Source organism: Thalassovita mediterranea (assembly GCF_001458435.1).
Classification (GTDB): Bacteria; Pseudomonadota; Alphaproteobacteria; order Rhodobacterales; family Rhodobacteraceae; genus Thalassobius; species Thalassobius mediterraneus.
Map to the genome: position 1 here is coordinate 18697 of NZ_CYSF01000009.1, position 17336 is coordinate 36032.

General features: G+C 60.2%; 18 protein-coding genes and 1 pseudogene. 8 read left to right on the forward strand and 11 right to left on the reverse strand.

Features of this window, described 5'->3' with window-relative positions:
- Positions 1-93: 93 nt before the first annotated feature.
- The 6 genes from TM5383_RS10005 (at position 94) to TM5383_RS10030 (ending at position 5265) form a co-directional block, all read left to right on the forward strand.
- Positions 94-600: a GNAT family N-acetyltransferase gene (locus TM5383_RS10005; RefSeq protein WP_058318909.1), complete on the forward strand. Its 507-nt coding sequence runs from the start codon at positions 94-96 to the stop codon at positions 598-600.
- 196 nt (positions 601-796) lie between these two features.
- Complete coding sequence (locus TM5383_RS10010; protein ID WP_058318910.1) at positions 797-1096, forward strand: FtsB family cell division protein; 300 nt, start codon at positions 797-799, stop codon at positions 1094-1096.
- A 162-nt stretch (positions 1097-1258) separates the two neighbouring features.
- Positions 1259-2248, forward strand: coding sequence for a pyruvate dehydrogenase (acetyl-transferring) E1 component subunit alpha (gene pdhA, locus TM5383_RS10015; protein WP_058318911.1), 990 nt, complete (start codon positions 1259-1261; stop codon positions 2246-2248).
- 21 nt (positions 2249-2269) lie between these two features.
- A complete protein-coding gene (locus TM5383_RS10020; protein ID WP_058318912.1) occupies positions 2270-3640 on the forward strand; it encodes a pyruvate dehydrogenase complex E1 component subunit beta in 1371 nt (456 codons plus the stop codon).
- A 10-nt stretch (positions 3641-3650) separates the two neighbouring features.
- On the forward strand, positions 3651-3941 hold the full coding sequence (locus tag TM5383_RS10025; protein ID WP_058318913.1) for a DUF5076 domain-containing protein: 291 nt from the start codon (positions 3651-3653) through the stop codon (positions 3939-3941).
- Between the two features lie 13 nt (positions 3942-3954).
- Positions 3955-5265, forward strand: coding sequence for a pyruvate dehydrogenase complex dihydrolipoamide acetyltransferase (locus TM5383_RS10030; protein WP_058318914.1), 1311 nt, complete (start codon positions 3955-3957; stop codon positions 5263-5265).
- A gap of 273 nt (positions 5266-5538) precedes the next feature.
- Here TM5383_RS10030 and cysE read toward each other — a convergent pair whose 3' ends face one another.
- The 4 genes and pseudogenes from cysE to TM5383_RS16965 all read right to left on the reverse strand — a co-directional run bounded on the left by cysE (position 5539) and on the right by TM5383_RS16965 (position 8294).
- The gene (cysE, locus tag TM5383_RS10035) at positions 5539-6342 is read right to left on the reverse strand and encodes a serine O-acetyltransferase (RefSeq protein WP_058319062.1); all 804 of its coding nucleotides are present in this window, start codon (positions 6340-6342) and stop codon (positions 5539-5541) included.
- Positions 6343-6463: 121 nt separating this feature from the next.
- Positions 6464-7180 carry a GTA baseplate fiber-binding domain-containing protein gene (locus TM5383_RS10040; protein ID WP_442478180.1) on the reverse strand — a complete coding sequence of 239 codons (717 nt, stop codon included), beginning with the start codon at positions 7178-7180 and terminating at the stop codon, positions 6464-6466.
- 60 nt (positions 7181-7240) lie between these two features.
- A pseudogene (locus tag TM5383_RS10045) lies at positions 7241-8005 on the reverse strand (terminase large subunit domain-containing protein); the annotation flags it as partial.
- Complete coding sequence (locus tag TM5383_RS16965; RefSeq protein WP_058318916.1) at positions 7944-8294, reverse strand: hypothetical protein; 351 nt, start codon at positions 8292-8294, stop codon at positions 7944-7946. The gene TM5383_RS16965 and the pseudogene TM5383_RS10045, both read right to left, overlap by 62 nt.
- Positions 8295-8553: 259 nt before the next feature.
- Here TM5383_RS16965 and TM5383_RS10055 point away from each other — a divergent pair, with 259 nt between their 5' ends.
- Complete coding sequence (locus TM5383_RS10055; RefSeq protein ID WP_058318917.1) at positions 8554-8940, forward strand: nuclear transport factor 2 family protein; 387 nt, start codon at positions 8554-8556, stop codon at positions 8938-8940.
- A 72-nt stretch (positions 8941-9012) separates the two neighbouring features.
- Here the strand turns inward: TM5383_RS10055 and mltG are convergent, their stop codons facing one another.
- From mltG to fabD, 6 genes are all read right to left on the reverse strand, one after another.
- On the reverse strand, positions 9013-10167 hold the full coding sequence (gene mltG, locus TM5383_RS10060) for an endolytic transglycosylase MltG (protein WP_058318918.1): 1155 nt from the start codon (positions 10165-10167) through the stop codon (positions 9013-9015).
- A gap of 1 nt (position 10168) precedes the next feature.
- Positions 10169-11428 (reverse strand): beta-ketoacyl-ACP synthase II, encoded by a 1260-nt coding sequence (gene fabF, locus TM5383_RS10065; RefSeq protein WP_058318919.1) that lies wholly within the window; start codon positions 11426-11428, stop codon positions 10169-10171.
- Between the two features lie 369 nt (positions 11429-11797).
- On the reverse strand, positions 11798-12031 hold the full coding sequence (locus tag TM5383_RS10075) for an acyl carrier protein (RefSeq protein WP_058318921.1): 234 nt from the start codon (positions 12029-12031) through the stop codon (positions 11798-11800).
- A gap of 335 nt (positions 12032-12366) precedes the next feature.
- Positions 12367-13104: a 3-oxoacyl-[acyl-carrier-protein] reductase gene (fabG, locus tag TM5383_RS10080; RefSeq protein ID WP_058318922.1), complete on the reverse strand. Its 738-nt coding sequence runs from the start codon at positions 13102-13104 to the stop codon at positions 12367-12369.
- A gap of 13 nt (positions 13105-13117) precedes the next feature.
- The gene (locus TM5383_RS10085) at positions 13118-13723 is read right to left on the reverse strand and encodes a COG3904 family protein (RefSeq protein WP_058318923.1); all 606 of its coding nucleotides are present in this window, start codon (positions 13721-13723) and stop codon (positions 13118-13120) included.
- Complete coding sequence (fabD, locus tag TM5383_RS10090; RefSeq protein ID WP_058318924.1) at positions 13723-14661, reverse strand: ACP S-malonyltransferase; 939 nt, start codon at positions 14659-14661, stop codon at positions 13723-13725. Before fabD ends, TM5383_RS10085 begins: the two co-directional genes overlap by 1 nt.
- A gap of 262 nt (positions 14662-14923) precedes the next feature.
- On the opposite strand from fabD, the gene TM5383_RS10095 reads away from it, so the two are divergent.
- Positions 14924-16198, forward strand: coding sequence for a cytochrome b/b6 domain-containing protein (locus TM5383_RS10095; protein ID WP_058318925.1), 1275 nt, complete (start codon positions 14924-14926; stop codon positions 16196-16198).
- 317 nt (positions 16199-16515) lie between these two features.
- Here the strand turns inward: TM5383_RS10095 and TM5383_RS10100 are convergent, their stop codons facing one another.
- The gene (locus tag TM5383_RS10100; protein ID WP_370695970.1) at positions 16516-17043 is read right to left on the reverse strand and encodes a YceI family protein; all 528 of its coding nucleotides are present in this window, start codon (positions 17041-17043) and stop codon (positions 16516-16518) included.
- Between the last annotated feature and the right edge of the window lie 293 nt (positions 17044-17336).

Here is a 17336-nt window from a genome sequence, read left to right on the forward strand (position 1 = left end):
CACATTCCGCCGCCCACCGCAATCGTCCCGCGTTGACTTCTGCCGCTGGCAGCGCACACTCGCCGTGACAGACCATCAACGCCGAGAGCCGCCATGATAATCCGCCCCGCCCTGCCCGCTGACGCCGCCGCATTGGCCGAGATTTACAATCATGCGGTCCTCAATACCGTCGCGCTCTTGATGAATGACACCGTGGATGCGGCCAATCGTGCTGCCTGGATGGAGGCACGGCAGGCGGACGGTCTGCCGGTTCTGGTGGCCGAAGAGGACGAGCAGGTCATCGGCTATACCTCTTACGGACCATGGCGGCCTTTTCACGGGTTTTGCGATACGGTGGAACATTCCGTCTACGTGCGCCACGATCTACGTGGCCGTGGCACGGGTCATCAGTTGCTGGCAGCGCTGATTGACCATGCCCGTGCGGCAGGCCTTCACGTGATGATCGCGGCGGTGACAGCGGGCAATGATGCGTCGATCAAACTGCACGAACGGCACGGCTTTGAAATCACGGCCCGGATGCCGCAGGTCGGGCAAAAGTTCGGCCAGTGGCTGGACTTGATTTTCCTGCAACTCAGGCTCGACGCCCGCGACGCGCCCTAAGTCGCCGGAACTGGGCAGCATGATCTGCGCGGCAACGGGTCAGAACGTCGCTTTTCAACAACAAAACCGCAGTTTTCCACAGAAAACCGCCCTCTCTTTTGGCTAGGGGGATTCCCAAAACGAATCACCTATGGCATGCTGTTTCCACCATCCGGCAGAGGTGGACACCGCGGCAGCGGGTATGAGAGGCAGACACATGCAGCGCAGCAAGCGACGCACACTTGGGATTTGGGCATATTTTGCCATCGCGTTCCTGCTTGGGACCTATTTCACTTTTGCAGCCGTGCAGGGTGACTATGGTGTTGTGCGCCGTGCCGAAATCATCTCCGAAAGCAAAATGCTGCAGCGTGAACTCGCCATGGTCGAGGCCGAAGTGGCGCGGATGGAAAACCTGACCCGCCGTCTGTCTGATGACTATCTGGACCTAGACCTGCTGGATGAGCAGGCACGCGATGTGCTGGGCCTGCTGCGCAGCGACGAAATCGTCATTCGCTAAACACCTCCCTTCCCCTAAAAACACAGCTATTTTTACCGTTGTCAGAGAGCATCTTTCTGCCAAAGTTCCGTTGCGACACATTAGTTCTCGCCACAGGGCACAAAATGCTTTATGAAGTAGTTTAACACTAAACTATTTAGCTATTAGGGGGAGCCCGCCACGATGGCTGCTAGAAAAAGCACAAAGAAACCAAACGTTTCTGCCGAAGAGCTTAAAGGCTACTACCGCGACATGCTGCTGATCCGTCGATTCGAGGAAAAAGCAGGTCAGCTGTACGGCATGGGTCTGATCGGCGGTTTCTGCCACCTCTACATCGGTCAAGAAGCGGTTGTTGTCGGCCTTGAGGCCGCGACCAAAGAAGGCGACAAGCGCATCACCTCTTACCGAGATCACGGCCACATGCTGGCCTGTGGCATGGACCCCAACGGCGTGATGGCCGAACTGACCGGTCGCGAAGGCGGCTATTCCAAGGGCAAAGGCGGCTCCATGCACATGTTCTCGAAAGAGAAACATTTCTATGGCGGCCATGGCATCGTTGGCGCGCAGGTGCCGCTGGGTGCTGGTCTGGCGTTTTCGGACAAATACCGTGGCAACGACAATGTGACCTTCGCCTACTTCGGTGATGGCGCGGCGAACCAGGGTCAGGTTTACGAAACCTTCAACATGGCTGCGCTCTGGGATCTGCCGGTGATTTTCGTCATCGAAAACAACCAGTACGCCATGGGCACCGCACAGGCGCGTTCCACATCGACCGCCGACATCTACACCCGCGGCGAACCCTTTGGCATCCCCGGCGAAATCGTCGACGGTATGGACGTTCTGGCCGTGAAAGCCGCCAGCGAAAAAGCTGTCGCCCACTGCCGCGCCGGCAAAGGCCCCTACATCCTAGAGGTCAAAACCTACCGCTACCGCGGCCACTCTATGTCGGATCCGGCGAAATACCGTACCCGCGAAGAAGTACAGAAAATGCGCGACGAACGTGACCCGATTGAACAGGTCCGCGACATGCTGCTGACCGGCAAACACGCGACCGAGGATGACCTGAAGGCGATCGACAAGGAAATCAAAGCGATCGTCAACGAATCCGCAGAATTCGCCAAGACCAGCCCGGAACCCGCGCTCGAAGAGCTGTGGACCGACATCTACGCCTAACTCGTTGAGGAGACACAGATAATGGCAACCGAAATCCTGATGCCCGCCCTGTCCCCCACGATGGAGGAAGGCACGCTGGCCAAATGGCTGGTCAAAGAAGGCGACACCGTCAACTCCGGCGACATCCTGGCCGAAATTGAAACCGACAAGGCCACCATGGAATTTGAAGCGGTGGACGAAGGTGTGATCGGCAAGATCCTGATCGCAGAAGGCAGCGAAGGTGTGAAGGTCAACACCCCCATCGCCGTACTGATCGAAGAAGGTGAAAGCGCGGACGACATCGCCGCCCCCGCTGCCGCGCCCGTGGCAGAGGCTGCACCGGCCCCCGCCGCAGCGCCTGCACCCGCAGCCGCCGCAGCCCCCGTTGCAAAACCCGCCGACCTGACGCCTGATTGGCCCGAAGGCACCCCGATGAAGCAACAGACCGTGCGCGAAGCAATCCGCGACGCCATGGCCGAAGAGATGCGCCGCGACGGTGACGTTTTCCTGATGGGCGAAGAGGTCGCTGAATATCAGGGCGCCTATAAGGTATCTCAGGGCCTACTGGATGAATTTGGCGCCAAGCGCATCATCGACACCCCAATCACCGAACACGGTTTCGCCGGTATCGCTACTGGCGCAGCCTTCGGCGGTCTGCGCCCGATTGTCGAGTTCATGACCTTCAACTTCGCCATGCAGGCGATTGACCAGATCATCAACTCGGCGGCCAAGACGCTCTATATGTCTGGCGGCCAGATGGGTGCGCCGATGGTCTTCCGTGGCCCGAACGGCGCCGCCGCCCGCGTGGGCGCGCAGCACAGCCAGGACTACGCCGCATGGTACGCGCAGATTCCCGGCCTGAAGGTCGCGATGCCCTATTCGGCAGCCGACGCCAAGGGCCTGATGAAAACCGCGATCCGTGACAACAACCCGGTGATCTTCCTGGAAAACGAAATCCTCTACGGTCGCTCGTTCGACGTGCCCGCGATGGATGATTTCACCGTCCCGTTCGGCAAGGCCCGCATCTGGCGCGAAGGCTCTGACGTAACGCTGGTGTCCTTCGGCATCGGCATGCAATACGCGCTGGAAGCGGCGGACAAACTGGCCGAGGAAGGCATCAGCGCCGAGGTGATCGACCTGCGCACCCTGCGCCCGATCGACTATGACACCGTGCTGAATTCGGTCATGAAAACAAACCGTTGCGTCACGATCGAGGAAGGCTTCCCCGTCGCCTCCATCGGCAACCACCTGTCGGCCACCATCATGGAACGCGCTTTCGATTATCTGGACGCACCCGTGATCAACTGCACCGGCAAGGACGTTCCGATGCCCTACGCCGCCAACCTTGAACGTCACGCGCTGATCACCACCGACGAGGTGATCGCCGCCGTGAAACAAGTGACCTACCGGTAACGGAAACAAAATGTTTGGTTTCGGAAGAAAGAAGAAGGTTCGGATAGAACAACCGCTGTTGATCGCAATGCGCGATCAGGATCCAAACGGTCCAATGGTGGTCCACATCGATCCAAGCCAGCTTGCAAGCGCCCAAGAGACCGGATTGGTGCTGGCTGATTTTGCCAAGCACTTTTCCAACGCGCTTGCGGAGTATGATCTGGCGGAAAGCCCTGAAAAGGCAATGGAACAAATCCGTCTTCTTTTTGACGCTGAACTGGATAATCCCACGCAAGACGCCGAAGGCGGCCTTGTACAATAGTGAGGAAATTGAGATGCCAATTGAAATTCTGATGCCGGCCCTGTCCCCCACGATGGAGGAAGGCACGCTGGCCAAATGGCTGGTCAAAGAAGGTGACACCGTCTCCTCCGGCGATCTGATCGCCGAGATCGAGACTGACAAAGCCACCATGGAGTTCGAAGCCGTGGACGAAGGCGTTGTTGGCAAGATCGTGGTGGCCGAAGGCTCCGAAGGGGTGGCGGTGAACACCGTGATCGCAGTGCTGCTGGAAGACGGTGAAAGCGCGGATGACATCGGTTCTAGCGCCCCCGCGGCCCCAGCCGCAGCTGCGGCTGAGGCGGCTCCTGCAGCCGTCGAAGCGGCAGCTCCTGCCGTTGCAGCACCTGCCCCTGCGGCCCCCGCCGCAACGGATGGCACCCGCATCTTTGCCTCGCCTCTGGCGCGTCGCATCGCAGCGGACAAGGGCCTCGATCTGGCAACCCTCACCGGTTCCGGCCCCCGTGGTCGCATCGTGAAGGCCGACGTCGAAGGTGCCACCGCCGCACCAGCGCCTGCGCCCGCCGCCGCCGCGCCTGCCCCGGCCAAAGCGGCAGCACCTGCCGCCGCGCCCACAGGCCCGTCGACCGAGGCTGTGGTCAAAATGTACGAAGGTCGCACCTTCGAAGAGGTCACGCTGGACGGCATGCGCAAAACCATCGCCGCCCGCCTGTCCGAGGCCAAGCAGACCATCCCGCATTTCTACCTGCGTCGTGACATCAAACTGGACGCGCTGCTGAAATTCCGCAGCCAGTTGAACAAACAGCTGGAAGCGCGCGGTGTGAAACTGTCGGTCAACGATTTCATCATCAAAGCTGTGGCAAACGCGCTGCAACAGGTGCCCGAGGCAAACGCCGTCTGGGCCGGTGACCGCGTGTTGCAGATGAAAGCATCCGATGTGGCCGTTGCGGTTGCAATCGAAGGTGGCTTGTTCACCCCCGTGCTGCAAGACGCTGATATGAAATCGCTTTCTGCCCTGTCGGGTGAGATGAAAGATCTGGCGTCCCGCGCCCGTGAGCGCAAGCTGGCACCGCATGAATATCAGGGCGGCAGCTTCGCGATCTCGAACCTCGGGATGTTTGGCATCGACAATTTCGACGCCATCGTGAACCCGCCCCACGCCGGAATTCTGGCCGTTGGCGCGGGCGTCAAGAAACCCGTTGTGGGTGATGACGGCGAGTTGACCGTGGCGACCGTGATGTCGGTCACCATGTCGGTGGATCACCGCGTCATCGACGGCGCAGTGGGCGCCAACCTGCTGGCGGCAATCGTCGAAAACCTGGAAAATCCGGTGGCGATGCTGGCGTAAGCTGACCCGACCCTGCGATTTAGAAAGCCCCGGCGAAAGCTGGGGCTTTTGTTTGCGCCGGATCGCGCGCGACCCCGAGGGCGGCTTGAAGCACGCGAAGTCGATCAATCACACATCGACGTTTCAGCATGTCCAAAAGACGTAAATCGCGCCCGCCCTTGGGGGCGGGGTCGGGCGCGATCCGGTTCGCTGTGCGAACCGGAAGGGTCTGCCAAAAACAAACCCCGCAGCCTTTCGGCCACGGGGGTCCAAATCTCATCTAACGGCCAGCGCTTACTGCCCCAGCAATTGATCCATACTGACAGAGGGCTGCGAACAGCCCGCTTCGCCCACCACTTTGGCCGGCACGCCAGCCACGGTGGTTTTGCACGGCACCTCATGCAGCACAACAGACCCAGCGGCGATGCGCGAGCAGTCGCCAACCTTGATGTTGCCCAGCACCTTGGCACCCGCGCCGATCAGAACACCGTTGCCAATTTTCGGGTGGCGGTCCTCTTCTTCTTTGCCGGTGCCGCCCAGCGTGACCGAATGCAGCATCGACACGTTGTCGCCCACGACCGCGGTTTCCCCGATAACAATGGAATGCGCGTGGTCGATCATGATCCCCTTGCCGATGCGTGCGGCAGGGTGAATATCAATCCCGAACATTTCCGACACCCGCATCTGGAAGAAATAGGCCATATCCTTGCGCCCCTCATTCCACAGCCAATGGCCAATGCGATAGGCCTGAAGCGCCTGAAATCCCTTGAAGAACATCATCGGCTGCAAATAGCGATGACAGGCCGGATCGCGTTCACGCACCGCCACCAGATCAGCGCGCGCTGCCATCGCCAACGACGGATCGGCGGCATAAGCGGCATCCGCGATTTCACGGATCAACTGCTCTGACATCTCGGCAGAGGCGAGCTTCACCGCCACACGATAGGCCAGCGCTGCTTCGACGCTGTGGTGGTGCAGAATGCTGGAGTGGATCAGACCGCCAAACAGCGGTTCCTCGGCGATGGCGACCTCGGCTTCCTGTCGGATCTGCGACCAGACGGGATCAACCTGGGTCAGGATTTTGCGGGTTTCGGCCATGTGTTCTGCCATCCTTCTGCTCATCAGAATGCGCTGACTATAACAGATAGCGCGGATTGGCAAAACGCAAATCCGTGACGGGGGGTATCACAGCAACTCGGTTTGTCGCCTCGCAATCGACCTAGCCCAAGGTTAACCGTGCCGCCGCCCCCGCGCCATAGCTGGCCGAAATTTGCCTCACCTCTACCACACGGTCTGTGACGCCGCCGTTCAAAGCCTGTTCTGCCGCTGTGTAGGCCCATTCGGTCTGATCGATGACCACCTCGCGAACAACCGTGCTGCCATCCAGAACCCGCAGAAGATACTGCTCACGCTCTTCGCCCAGTGGTACGTCGAGGCCATCCCAACTGTCGCCATCAATCCGCGTGCGACGGATCCAGCGGATCATCAGATCACCGTTCGCTGCTGCGGCCCGCAGATGCACAGGCGCATAGGGTCGTAACCCGCGCCCAGCAAAGGCGTGGACCTCATGCACAAAACTCGGGTCATCATAGCCCCGCCGCGCCGGTCCAATGCGAAAATGCTGTGCCAACCCACGGGTGTTCGCCGCCAGCCCCAATTGCTGCGCCGTGCCGTCCAACAGCACGACATAGCTGCCAACAGGCCACAGATCGGCCATCTCAACCTCGCTGCCCTGTTGACCGCGTAGCAGGCCGCGCAGGTGATAACGCGGGCCATAATCCCCCAGCGCCACCAAATCAGCGCTGGTAAACTGCGCCACCTCCCAGCCGTCCGGCGTGCCATTGCCAATGGCAATCACATTCGCACCCGCCAATACCTCGTCAGGCGTCCGGCTCTCCAGATGCCCGCTTAAAAGGCCGAGGCTAACCAGCTCAATGCGACCACAGGCCTCACGCTACTACTCGGTATGAGTGCGGTCCAGACCGTTTTGGGTCTAAAGGGCACCCTCTGCCTCGTTCAGCAGTTCACCGGCCAATTCCTGACGCCCCAAGCGAGTACCTGCGTAGCGCGCCTCGACCTCCTCAAGGAAACTGTCGGCCAGATCGGCGCGGTTGGCTGAGGTTGCGGCATGGGTGACAGCGGTGCTGTCGCGCCCCAGAAGATCTTTGAGTGCTTTTACATTTCGCGGCGTGGTGGTGACGCAAACCTGCGGCTGTTCGCCCAGACGCAGGCCAAATTGCAGCATGTCCCATGTGTCCTGTGCCTTGGGCCATTTGGCCAGCTCATCCACCCAGGCGCCGTCAAACTGCGGACCGCGCAAGCTCTCTGGATCATGGGCGGAGAATATCTGCGCCTCGGCCCCATTGGGCCATCGCAACAGGCGGCGGCTGGCGATCCAGTCAGGACGGCGATCGGGGGGCGAACAGGCCAGAATGCCGCTTTCGCCAAACACCATCACCTCACGCGCCTGATCCAGCGTTTCCCCCACGATGGCGAGGCGCTGACAACGCCCCTTGTCCAGTGGTCGCGCCCCTTCGACCTGCGCGCGCACCCATTCGGCACCGGCGCGCGTCTTGCCCGCGCCGCGCCCGCCAAGGATCACCCAAGACCGCCAATCGCCCGCAGGGGGCAGTTGATGATCCAGCGCCCAGAACTCAAACAGATAGGGTAGCGCAAGGATCTCTTCCTCGCTCAGCTCATCAAGGAAGGCATTTTGCAGGGCCACATCGGCGCAACCGATCCAACCGGCAGCGGATCTGATCCCGAGCGTGGTCGAAATCGACGGTGTAGGCAGCGGCCTGTCCGGCGCGCGCTTGCTCTCGGTCATTGAATTTTGCCTCCAGCTCAAAGGCGATTTTCAACCAGTTGCGCAGATCACTGATCAGGCGCAGGTTGTCGCGCACCGCCCCGTCGTCATCCAGACGGATGCGGTATTGCATCGCTTGCATGTCATGTTTGAGGTCCGCCAATGTGGCGGCCACCTCGGTGAGTTGCGCGTCCAGCGGATCATCAATCCGCGGCGCGTCTGTGGTGTGATTGGCTTGGTTCATCTGATGCCTGTCCCCTTACCGTTCGTGGAAGGTGGCATGAGCGGCATGAACAGGGTGCTAAGGCTGCGTGCGGTGGGGGAGGACGTTGACATCAACGCGCAGATGTCGCTAATGCAGGCGCATGATCAAAACACGTGCCACTTCGACGACTTATTACCGCTCCTGAGGGGCGGTTTTGGTGTGTGATCAAAAACCGCTGCTGGCTGGCGGTTTTTTTGGTTGAAATCTCTGGTCGCAGCTTGTCAAGAAAGAGAAGCCTATGACGACTAAAGACCTGTGCAATTCCTACCTTGCAGCGTTGAACTCTGCCGATCTGGCGGCGGTGCAAGCGATGTTTCCGCCAGACGGCATCGTGGTGTCCCCCCTTTACGGTGAGCAGAATGCGCATGCGTTCTACGCTGCCCTATTTGCGGACACCAACCAGTCTGAAACTACGTTGCTAAATGTTTTCGATACCTCGGACGATGGGGCAAAGGTTGCGCTGCATTTCCAGTATGTCTGGACCTTAAATGGGGGAAAGGTTGTGCGTTTTGAATGCGTCGATGTTTTTGAACTGACCGAAGATCGCCAGCAATTCAAGAAGCTGACGATTATCTACGACACCGCCCACCTACGGGCTGATTTCGATCAGGTGCGGACACAGTAAGCGTTTGAATCCAAAACGCAAAACCCCCGCCACAGTGGGCGGGGGTTTCTATTTTCTCAGACCAGAAACGGATCAGTTGTTGTTCCGCTCTGCCTCGATCTGGCGCCATTTGGCGACGTTGCGGTTATGCTCTGCCAGTGTTTCGGCGAAGGCGTGGCCGCCGGTGCCGTCCGCGACGAAGAACACGTAGTTGGTGCTGGCGGGATCAAGGGCTGCCTCGATGCTGGCCTTGCCGGGGTTGGCGATGGGCGTCGGTGGCAGCGCGTCGATCACGTAGGTATTCCAAGGCGTTTCGCGGCGCAGCTCGCTTTGACGCAGGCCACGGCCCAACACGCCCTGCCCTTTGGTGATGCCATAGATCACCGTGGGGTCTGTTTGCAGGCGCATGCCGCGGTTCAGACGGTTGATGAAAACCGAGCCAACCGTGCGGCGTTCTTCGGCCACGCCGGTCTCTTTCTCGATGATCGAGGCAAGGATCAGTGCTTCTTCAGGGGATTTCAGCGGCAGGCCGTCGACGCGGTTTGCCCATGCCTCGGCCAGAATGGCGTCCTGCGCGGCAACCATGCGGTCGATGACCGACTGGCGGCTGTCGCCCTGTTTGACCTCATAGCTGTCAGGGGCCAACGTGCCCTCGGCAGGCAGGTTTGCCACCTCACCTGTCAGGATGCCCACCGATTTCAGGCTGTCCACCACCTGCCAAGAGGTCACACCCTCCGCCAGCGCAACGCGGTGGCGGGTGTCGCCCTGTTCTGCGGCGGCAATGAAGGGCGCGGGCGCTTCATCCTCAGCCGGATTGAAGCTGGCGGTTTCCACGAAACGGCTGGTGGCCGGATCCAGCTCACGCACCAGAATGCGGCTGCGGGTGACGCCGATGCGATAGACCACTTCGGTGCCGCAGGTGCTGGCGCCGCCACGGGTCAGGATATCAACGATCTCTGCCATCGAGGCGCCTTCGGGCACCAGAAAGGCACCGGCCTTCAGCTGGTCCGCCTTGCCGGAGTAATCCGCGCCGATGCGAAACAGCGGGCCGCTGGAGATGGCACCGTCGCGTTCCAGGCGGGCGCTCATCCGGGACATGTTCGCGCCGCTTTCAACGCGCACACAAATCGGGGCCTCAAGAGGCCCCGCATTTTGGTAGCTTTGCTGCCCCCACAGGACGACACCGCCCGCAAGGAACAGCAAAACAACTAGAAACGTCAATGCGTTAGAGGCTAGTGCCTTCCACATATCAGTCGACTTTCCCGAACATCACAGAGGCGTTGGTGCCGCCAAAGCCGAAGCTGTTGGACAGGGCCACTTTGATTTCGCGTTCAACCTTTTTGTTCGGCGCCAGATCCAGTTTCGGCTCTACCGCAGGGTTGTCGAGGTTGATGGTCGGCGGGGCCACCTGATCGCGGATCGCAAGGATGGAGAAGATCGCCTCAATCGCCCCAGCTGCGCCCAAGAGGTGACCGGTGGCGGATTTGGTCGAGGACATGGTCGCCTTCGCCGCCGCATCGCCCAGCAGGCGTTCAACCGCGCCCAGTTCGATGGTGTCGGCCATGGTCGAGGTGCCGTGTGCGTTGATGTAGTCGATCTGCGAGGGCTCAACACCCGCGTCACGGATCGCCGCCTTCATCGCGCGTTCGCCACCTTCGCCGTCCTCAGAGGGGGCGGTGATGTGGTAGGCATCGCCGGACAGGCCGTAACCCAAAACCTCGGCATAGATCTTGGCGCCGCGCGCTTTGGCGTGTTCGTAGTCTTCCAGAACCACGATGCCCGATCCTTCGCCCATGACGAAGCCATCACGGTCCTCATCATAGGGGCGGCTGGCCGCCTGCGGATCGTCGGAGCGCTTGGTCGACAGCGCCTTACAGGCGTTGAAACCTGCGATGCCAATTTCACAAATCGCTGCTTCGGCACCGCCGGCAACCATCACGTCTGCATCACCGTATTTGATCATACGGGCCGCGTCGCCAATGGCGTGGGCACCGGTGGAACAGGCGGTCACGACCGAGTGGTTCGGGCCTTTGAAGCCGTATTTGATCGACACCTGACCAGAAATCAGGTTGATCAGCGCACCGGGGATAAAGAAGGGCGACACGCGGCGCGGGCCTTTTTCCTTCAGCAGCAGGGTGGTTTCGGCGATGGATTGCAGACCACCGATGCCAGACCCGATCATTACGCCGGTGCGTTCTTTCTGTTCGTCGGTTTCCGCAACCCAGCCGGAATCCTCAACCGCCTGCTGTGCAGCGGCGATACCGTAGAGGATGAAGTCATCCACCTTGCGGCGTTCTTTGACCGACATCCAGTCGTCAGGGTTGAAAGTGCCATCGCTGCCATCGCCGTGGGGCACTTCGCAAGCGTAATCGGTTGCCAGATGGCTGGCATCAAAACGGGTGATCTTGCCCGCACCGGACTGACCGTCCAGCAGGCGTGACCAGCTCTCTTCCACACCACATGCCAGCGGGGTCACCAGACCCAGACCTGTCACAACAACTCGGCGCATATCTGCTCTCCTTTGCCTCGGCAGTTTGCGCCTTCAATAGCTGAGATTGAGCAACAGGCGCAAGTAGATCGGCGGCAGTATTGGGGTACAGGCGTGCTGTTGCCAATGGAAAAACGGCTGTGAGTGGTGGGAATAGCGGCTGTAGGTGCCGAGAATGGCAGGATTAATGAGATCGTTTGAGCAAAAGCGCCGAACCGAGGGGTGGCGCAATCGCGCCGCCCCGTGGGGGCGGTTCGGCGCGGCCCAACAGTGCCTGTTGGGCGGGACATTACTCATAAGCCAAAAAGCCTATGCCCCCAAAGTCACCAAACAACAAAAAACCCCCACCCAGATGGGCGGGGGTTTCTTTAGGTCATTCGACAGGGAGGCTTAGGAAGCTTCGCTGATGAATTTAACCGCGTCACCGAACGACTGGATGGTCTCGGCGGCGTCATCGGGGATCTCGATGCCGAACTCTTCTTCGAAGGCCATAACCAGCTCAACGGTGTCCAGGCTGTCTGCGCCCAGATCGTCGATGAAGGAAGCGTTTTCGACAACTTTGTCTTCTTCAACGCCCAGGTGTTCTACAACGATTTTTTTGACGCGGTCTGCGATATCGCTCATTTTCTGTCCTCATTCGTTTGGGCGCTTTGGCCCAGTTGATCGCCCTGCCCGAAAGTAGGTCGGTAAAGTGCCCCTCCGGGCGGATCTGGTCCCGCGCGCCACTTCTGACATGCGGAACATTCTCAAGGCCGGAACCCCCCGCCCTTAAAAAAATCTGCGTGGCCTATAGCATATGGTGAAGCCAAGGCAAACGATTTCGCGCGTTTCGCTACCAGCGTTTTTGCATTGCGCAAACGATCTGACAGCGAATTCCGCGCTTCACATAAGCATTCCTGACGATGACACAAGAGAAAAGTGACCCTAGGGCACCTTTCTGCTTACATCAAAGACCGGAATTACAGCATCGCCATGCCACCGTTCACATGCACGGTTGTGCCGGTGACATAGCCTGCCTCGGGGCTGGCCAGATAGAGAACCGCTGCGGCGATTTCTTCGGGGGTGCCCATACGGCCTGCGGGGATTTTGGTGTTGATCGCCGCTTTCTGGTCGTCGTTCAGCTTATCGGTCATTGCGGTGGCGATGAAACCCGGCGCAACGGCGTTGGCGGTGATGCCACGGCTGGCGACCTCATAGGCGATGGATTTGGTCATGCCGACCATACCTGCCTTGGCGGCGGCGTAGTTCACCTGACCGGGGTTGCCTGTGGCGCCCACGATGGACGAAATGTTGATGATGCGGCCCCAGCGTGCCTTCATCATCGGGCGCATAACACCACGGCACAGGCGCATCGACGAAGTCAGGTTCACATCCAGAACCGACTGCCATTCCTCATCCGACATCCGCATGAAGATCTGATCGCGGGTGATACCGGCGTTGTTGACCAGAATGTCCAGACCGCCCATGGCGGCAATCGCGTCTTTGGGCAGCGCATCAACGGCGGCTGCATCGCTGAGGTTGCAGGGCAGAACATGCGCGTTATCGCCCAGCTCAGCGGCCAGTGCCTCCAGCGGTTCAACGCGGGTGCCCGACAGGCCCACAGTGGCGCCCGCACCATGCAGCGCTTTGGCAATGGCACCACCGATGCCACCAGATGCGCCGGTTACCAGCGCTTTTTTACCAGTCAAATCAAACATCTGTCTGCCTCTCTTACTTGACTATCACAGGCTCTGTCAGGAGCCGATATTTCGTAATCTCTGCTGCGGTCATATTGTGCATGCCGTCAGCCGGTGCTGCATCCAGCGTGAACCAGTAGAAGTCCGCCGATCCCAGCATCCGTTCTGTATAGTCGACATAGACCTGATGCACGGGATGGTCCGCTGGGTAATCCTTGGCGGTTTCTGATCCAACGCCCCAGCTATGCACGCCGATGATCGCGCCCTGTTCCATGCTGCGGTTGACCCCCGCCAGAAACAGATCGGACCCACCGGAATAGACCTCGCTGGTGGCGGTCAGGTAGGTATCAAACCCCAGATCGCGCACGCGGTGCCCCAGCATCAGGTTGGTGTCATCGTCCACTGACCCCGGCACCTCCAGCAAGACCAGTCGGGTCAGGCCGGGGTTTTCGGCAACCACCTCTTCAAAGGCGGCAAGGGTGTTCTGGTTCAGCGTGCCGCTGACCTGCAGATCCTGCCCATCAACCACGAAAGACGTGGTCTGCCCCATGTTAAGGTAGACAGTTTCCAACGTGCCGCAGCTGCTGATCGCAACCGCGGCAAGACCTGCCGCGCCAAGGGCCAGAAAACGATACTTCATTACAGGCTGGCCACCGCTTTGGTCACATCCTCAGGGGTGCCAACGGCGGTGCAGGCAATCGAACGCTCGATGCGGCGCACCATGCCCGACAGCGCCTTGCCCGCGCCCACTTCCCAGATGGCGTCCACGCCTTGGGCCGCCATAAAGCCAACGCTTTCGCGCCAGCGCACCGAACCAGTGACCTGATCAACCAGCAGCGACCGGATGGTGGCGGGGTCAGATACCGCCTCTGCCACCACGTTGGCGACCACGGGCACGACGGGGCGGTTGATGTCCACCTCTGCCAGCGCTTGTGCCATCACCTCGGCCGCGGGGGCCATCAGTTCGCAATGAAACGGTGCGCTCACGGGCAGGATCACCGCGCGTTTGGCGCCCTTTTCCTTGGCCAGTTCTACGGCGCGTTCCACCGCGTCTTTGTGGCCAGACACCACAACCTGACCCGGATCATTGTCGTTTGCGGCCTGACAAACCTCACCCTTCGCGGCCTCTTCGGCCACGGCTTTGGCGCCTTCGAAATCCAGGCCCAGCAGGGCTGCCATGGCGCCAACGCCAACCGGAACAGCCTGTTGCATCGCCTGACCGCGGGTGCGCAGCAGACGCGCCGCGTCCGAGATCGACAGCGCGCCAGCGGCGGCCAGTGCCGAATATTCACCCAGCGAGTGACCGGCGACAAACGCCGCCTGATCCGCCAGCACAACGCCCTCAGCCTCCAGCGCCTTCATCGCGGCGAGCGAGGTCGCCATCAGCGCGGGCTGGGCGTTTTGGGTCAGGGTCAGCGTGTCCTGTTCGCCTTCCCAGATCAGGGTGGACAGTTTTTCGCCCAGTGCCTCATCCACCTCATCAAACACCGCTTTGGCGGCCGGATAGGCCTCTGCCAGTGCTTTGCCCATTCCGATGGTCTGAGCCCCCTGCCCGGGGAAAACAAATGCTTTGGTCATGTTTTGGCCTCGTCCCGAATTTCATGTCCCTGTTATCTCTGGTGACGTGGTGTAAACCCACAGAGGCCGCACCACAAGGGAAAGCCACAAAACCACCCCTGAGTGACCAAAAGGGCAAAGAGACCCCGCCCCCTGCCCAAGGTCCGCGTTAGGTCCGCACAAGGGCAGATCACCTGTGCGTGTGCAGCGGTTTATGGCACAGACCAATCGCGCTAGGCTGGCAGCAAGCTGAATTTACATGACTTTTAATCGGAGAGAGCACATGTCCCTCACCAATACCCAGGCGCGCTATGGCAGCGTCGCCAAGGCGCTGCACTGGTCGGTCGCGCTATTGATCCTTGCAATGCTGCCCGTCGGTTTCATCGCCGCCAAACTGGCCGAGGCCACTCAGGCCGGCAGCCCCATTGTGCCCATCGGGGTGCTGACCACTATGTTTTCCGCGCATAAAACCTTTGGGGTGCTGGTGCTGATCCTTGCAGTTTTGCGCATCCTCTGGGCGTTTAGTCAGCCGCGCCCTGCACCTTTGCACCCCGAACGCCGGTTGGAAACACTGGCGGCAGAAGCGGTGCATTGGATGCTTTATGCCTTTATCCTCTTGGTGCCGCTGACCGGTTGGATCCACCACGCCGCCAGCAGCGGTTTCGCGCCGATCTGGGGACCGTTTGGGCAGAATCTGCCACTGGTGCCAAAGGATGAGGCGCTATCACATTTGTTTGCGCAGCTGCACTTTGCTGCCGTTCTGGGCATGTTGGGCACGCTGGGCCTGCATATTGCGGGGGCGTTGAAACATCAGGTGATTGACCGCGACGTGACATTGGCGCGGATGCTGCCCGGTCGCCGCGTGCCAGACGCCGCGCTGTCCGGTGTCGGGGCTGAGGCGCATGGCAAACTGCCCAGTCTGCTGGTGGCCGTTCTGGCGCTGGCTGTCGGCGCTGGCATCACCGCGCAGGTGATTGGCGGCGATCATGAGGCGACGCATGTGGAAATCGCAGAGGTTGAGGCGGCGCGTGATACTGAAGTCGCGGCGATGGCGGAGGCCCCAGCCACCAGCGATCTGCCGCTGTGGCAGGTGCAATCGGGCACCTTGGCCCTGAAGATCACCCAATTGGGCAACATGGTCGCAGGACAGTTTGACAGCTGGCAGGCCGATATTCGCTATGACCCAGAGGCGACAGGTGCGGACAAGGGGTCGGTTGTGGTCACAATCGACATCGCCAGCCTCAGCCTTGGCACCGTGGCGGGGCAAGCGATGGGCGCGGATTATTTCGACAGCGCGCAATTCCCCACCGCCCGTTATGAGGCCGCGTTGATCGAACAGGACGGCGCGCTAGTGTCCAAGGGCACACTGACCATCAAGGGGATCGCGGTACCGCTGGAGTTTCCCGTCGCGCTGACGATTGACGGCGACGTGGCGCAGGCCTCTGGCGCCTTTGCCCTAGACCGTCGCGCCTTTGGCATCGGGGACACGGTGCCGGATGAGGGCACGCTGGGCTTTGGTGTGGACCTGACGTTTGAGTTGGAGGCTGCGCGTCAGTAACGGCAGATGCAGGGAAGATTAGGACCGCTCGGCAGCAATGCCGAGCGGTTTTTTTGTAATGTGACGCGCACCAGTAAAGCCTTTTCCACCGGATCGCGCAGCGGTCCGGTTCGCGCCCGACCCCGCCCCCAAGGGCGGGCGCGATTTCAACGAAATACAAGAAACTCAGCGTTTGGGACACTGCTCATTCATCGGCCAAACGGAGAGCCGCCCTCGGTGTCGGGCGCGAACCTTCTGTTCCTCTGCCCCCCAAACAAAAAACCGCCCGACACTTCTGCCGGACGGTTCCTAAACTATCGCTACAAATAAACGGTAGCTTATTCGGCTTTCATCGCCTCGATCGAGATCTGCAGTTCAACCTCGTCGCTGACGAAGGGCGCGAACTGGCCCAGACCAAACTCGCTGCGGATCACGGTGGCGGTGGCGTCAAAGCCTGCCCATTCCTTGCCCGCCATCGGGTGGGTGCCGGTCTGGTTCAGTTTAGCGTCCAGGACAACGGGTTTGGTCATGCCGTTCAGGGTCAGATCGCCGGTGATCTTGGCGGTGTTCTCGCCGGTCACTTCGATGCCGGTGGAGGTGAAGCTGACAATCTCATCGCCCTTGGCATTGAAGAAGTCGGGGCCCATGAAGTGGGCAAAACGCGCTTCCCAACCGGTCATCATCGACGACAGCGGCATGGAGACGGACACGGAAGAGGCCGCAGGGTTTTCCTGATCAAACGCGATCTCACCTTCAAAGCCCGAGAACAGGCCATAGGTGGTCGAATAGCCCAGGTGGTTGTAGCTGAACACGATCTGGCTGTGGCTGGCATCCAGCACATAGTTTTGCGGTGCGGCTTCGACCATGGTGGCCAGCGACAAGGCAGCGGCGGCGCCGATCAGGCTGTGTTTCAGGCCGGATTTCAGGGTGGTTTTCATGACGGTGTCCTCTCGGATGTGGAACTGTTGGAATTGCCGCTAAAGTGCCGAAACCAAATCACAACGCAATCCCCGCCGCCCCACACGACCTGCGCGCAAATGCACAAGAGCAGCCGAAAACCTCGTTTTCAGCCTGCGAACATGCACATGATAAAAAACCAAAACGGCCACCAGTCCGGCAGCCGCAAGGAAAGAAGCATCTATAAATAAGGGCAATTGCC